4 protein-coding genes are annotated in these 2,825 nt (G+C 62.2%); all 4 read right to left on the reverse strand.

Going from position 1 to position 2,825, the window contains the following annotated elements:
• Positions 1 to 127 precede the first annotated feature (127 nt).
• Entirely contained in the window at positions 128 to 736 is a 609-nt protein-coding gene (locus QSK26_RS41335) for a hypothetical protein (RefSeq protein WP_285780839.1), read from the reverse strand.
• Between the two features lie 87 nt (positions 737 to 823).
• Positions 824 to 1,054: a hypothetical protein gene (locus QSK26_RS41340; RefSeq protein WP_285780840.1), complete on the reverse strand. Its 231-nt coding sequence runs from the start codon at positions 1,052 to 1,054 to the stop codon at positions 824 to 826.
• Positions 1,055 to 1,420: 366 nt separating this feature from the next.
• Entirely contained in the window at positions 1,421 to 2,002 is a 582-nt protein-coding gene (locus tag QSK26_RS41345) for a T6SS immunity protein Tdi1 domain-containing protein (protein ID WP_285780841.1), read from the reverse strand.
• A 192-nt stretch (positions 2,003 to 2,194) separates the two neighbouring features.
• A partial coding sequence (locus QSK26_RS41350; RefSeq protein ID WP_285780842.1) for a polymorphic toxin-type HINT domain-containing protein occupies positions 2,195 to 2,825 on the reverse strand: 631 nt, incomplete at its 5' end.

A 2,825-nucleotide genomic window follows, 5' to 3' on the forward strand; every position in this document is an offset into this window, starting at 1 on the left:
CTTGGAATCACCGCGCATTCAGTTTGCCCTCAAACTCTTTCAACCATTCTCGAAAGTCGAGAGCGCTATACATGTACTCGCCAGGAGAGACTTGGATATCACAACCGTGAAGGCGACTCAGCATGGCTCAAGTGAATTCATCGTCCACTTCGACATCTCTATCCGTTCCGCTCCATATTGATGCCCAGTCATTCGCCTCCTCGCGGGAGATCTTCCCTGCAACCAGGTTCCGAGTGAGCAGGTCTTCCAACAGGCGAACAGCGCGCCCCGGTCCCCGGTGCGGATCTTCGGGTGGGTGAGCGGGTCGCCAGGTCACGGCCGAGTGGGTCCTGCCGAACTTCGGATCGGCGATCGCCGGCAGGTGGACGACCTTCCACCGGCCGCCCTCCTCCAACCGTCCCTCCTCGGACAGGCGGCGGCCCGCCCAAGCGTCTTCATGCCACCGGGTGAGGATGCCGACGACGGCGTTCCGGTCCGGCTGCAACCGCTTGAGCGCAGTGAATGAGTACCAGTCGTGGACGCGCTGCCTCATCCGCGGAGACTCCGCTTCCCCATGGTCCTTATGTGGGTCGTCGATCACGATCAGGTTGGCGGGGAAACCGATAAGGTCTGCTCCGATACCCACCGCCCGGACGCCGCCCCCGGACGCCAGGTCGTAGGACTGGGCAGCCCCGGACCCGGCCTTGAGGGCGAGGTCGTACTCTGCGCCGAACTCGACGATCAGGTCACGGATCACCTTGCCGCGGCGCAGCGCTAGCTCATCACCGTAGGCGGCGATGACGACTTTGTCGCGAGGGTGCTTGGTCAGCCACCAGAAAGGCCCCTACGCCGCGACGCTCGTCGACTTCCCGACCTGGGGCGGGCAGACGATGAGCAGCCGGTCGTAGTCGCCGCGCTCCATACCGGCCATCGACTCGCCGATGATCCGCAGGTGTGGCCGTATCTTGAAGTAGGGGTCCAGACCGCCGGCCAAAGTGACCGGCGTGCGCAGGATGTCCTTGCGGAGTGCCTCCCGGGCGGCAAGCAGCTGCCGCACCTCGGCGACATCGTCCAAGTGCTCACCGCCTGCGCTCAACTGTGGCCCCCGCCACCGCCTTAGTTCCCGACACCATCATCGTCGGTGTCCCCGGCTGCCCTGGCGCGGCTGGCCACCCCACCGGCGAGTCCGCCGATCTGTCCGCGCCACCGCTCGGGGTGAGCTCGCTGCTGAGCGCGACCTGCCAACGGCGCTCGTCCGCGGGTCACGTAGACGCCGGACCCCGCCGCGGCATCCAGGTAGCCCATCGCCTCACAGTCGATCCGCACGACTACGAGCTCCAGCATGCCTTGAGCTGCTTCGCCTGGGCGAGCTGGGCGGGTGCGGGTGTACCGCTTGGCTACACGTCACGCCCTGACGCTGCTGTATGTACTCAACAGAACATCAGCTGTGGCCTTCCGCAGCACTTCGCAACTGACCCATGATCGACCAGTACACTTCCTCGTCGCTAATCTCGAGGTTCTCCAGGGAATCATCCCCACCAAGGAAAAGGGGGACTTTGAATCCCACACACTGCCCACTTGATAGAATCCCCGGATTCAAGGCCTTCCAGTCCAAAAAAAGATCTCGCGCCAGATAGGTGTTTGGATCCGTCACCATTTCTCTATCGAAAAGATCTTCCAGTCCGCAATCAACCTCGAAGGCATCACCCGAACCCGGCTCGATTAGCAGCAGAACTTGCTCCACAGGATGCATCACCGCATACTGCCGCCCCAACCAGTCCTTTGCAACCGGAAGAACACGGCCCGCGTACTCGGGAAAAGCGTCGGCAATGAACGCAGTCGCACGAAACGCTTCTGCCGAGGAGTGAATTCTAACGAGTCCACCACCGAACGACTTTCCGGCTCCCATATCAATCAGCTCTTCGAACCCGGGGATACCGACCATTCCCTTATTGCCATACGGCATCGCAGGCCCAACGGTATCCACTGGAAAGGCGGCTACGAAGCTTTCGTACACATTCATCCCTAACAGATCGATACACCGCAAATCTTGGTGCCATTCGGAAGTTTGCGAATCTGGGCGTCGATCTGGGGCCCCAAGCTTGTATTCACACTTCCATCAAGTGGCGCCAAATTATTTATTGTGTCCGCCCCTCCAAGCTGGAGGTCCTGCATGTGGTCACCATGATGTCCAGGCTTGACAGTTACTCCAGCCCTACGCAATCGCCCTGCCGCCGACCCGCTCACCACGCGGACCGATGGCGTCTTTACAAGATTTCCACCTTGAGCGAGATTGTCCAGATGGGCGACCTTTGCGTCCGCTTGGGCGTTGATCTGTGCTCCAACCGGCCTTGTACTTCAGGTTCAGGTGGACGGCGCTAGGATCCGTACCACAGTTGTGAACCAGGACGGGCGTGGCCCCCGCCAACACATAATACGTGTGGATGTCGTCGACGGTCAGGTTGTGGACGCGTTGGGTGGTGGTCCACTTCTTGACGGCGGTGAGCTGAACGTGGGTGCCTGCCGAGGTCTGCAGCCACATGCCCGGCTGGAGCTGGCCGGCCGGTAGCCACTCACGCAGAGCGGGGATCCAGAACGGGTGCTCGTCCGTGGCCGTGATGAAATCGGTGGCTGCACCGCGGGTGCCGTCGATGTCGATGGTGAGCTTGACCAGGTTCTTCGTGCCGTCGCCGGTGATCAACGTGGTGACGGGCCTGGGGCCGGTGACGCCGGTCTCTGGGTCGGTGGCGAGGACGTGGTCGCCGACCTTCACGTCCTCGATCGGCTTGGACGTGCCGTCGGCCATGAGGACCGGGGTACCGGGGACGAAGCTGTTGGGCCGGCGG

This window comes from Microtetraspora sp. NBRC 13810 (assembly GCF_030268685.1).
Lineage (GTDB): Bacteria > Actinomycetota > Actinomycetes > Streptosporangiales > Streptosporangiaceae > BSRQ01.

What these genes read in the sequence shown, in the direction of transcription:
- QSK26_RS41345 (WP_285780841.1), bottom strand. Translation starts at nt 2,002, where the DNA reads ATGAATGTGTACGAAAGCTTCGTAGCCGCCTTTCCAGTGGATACCGTT.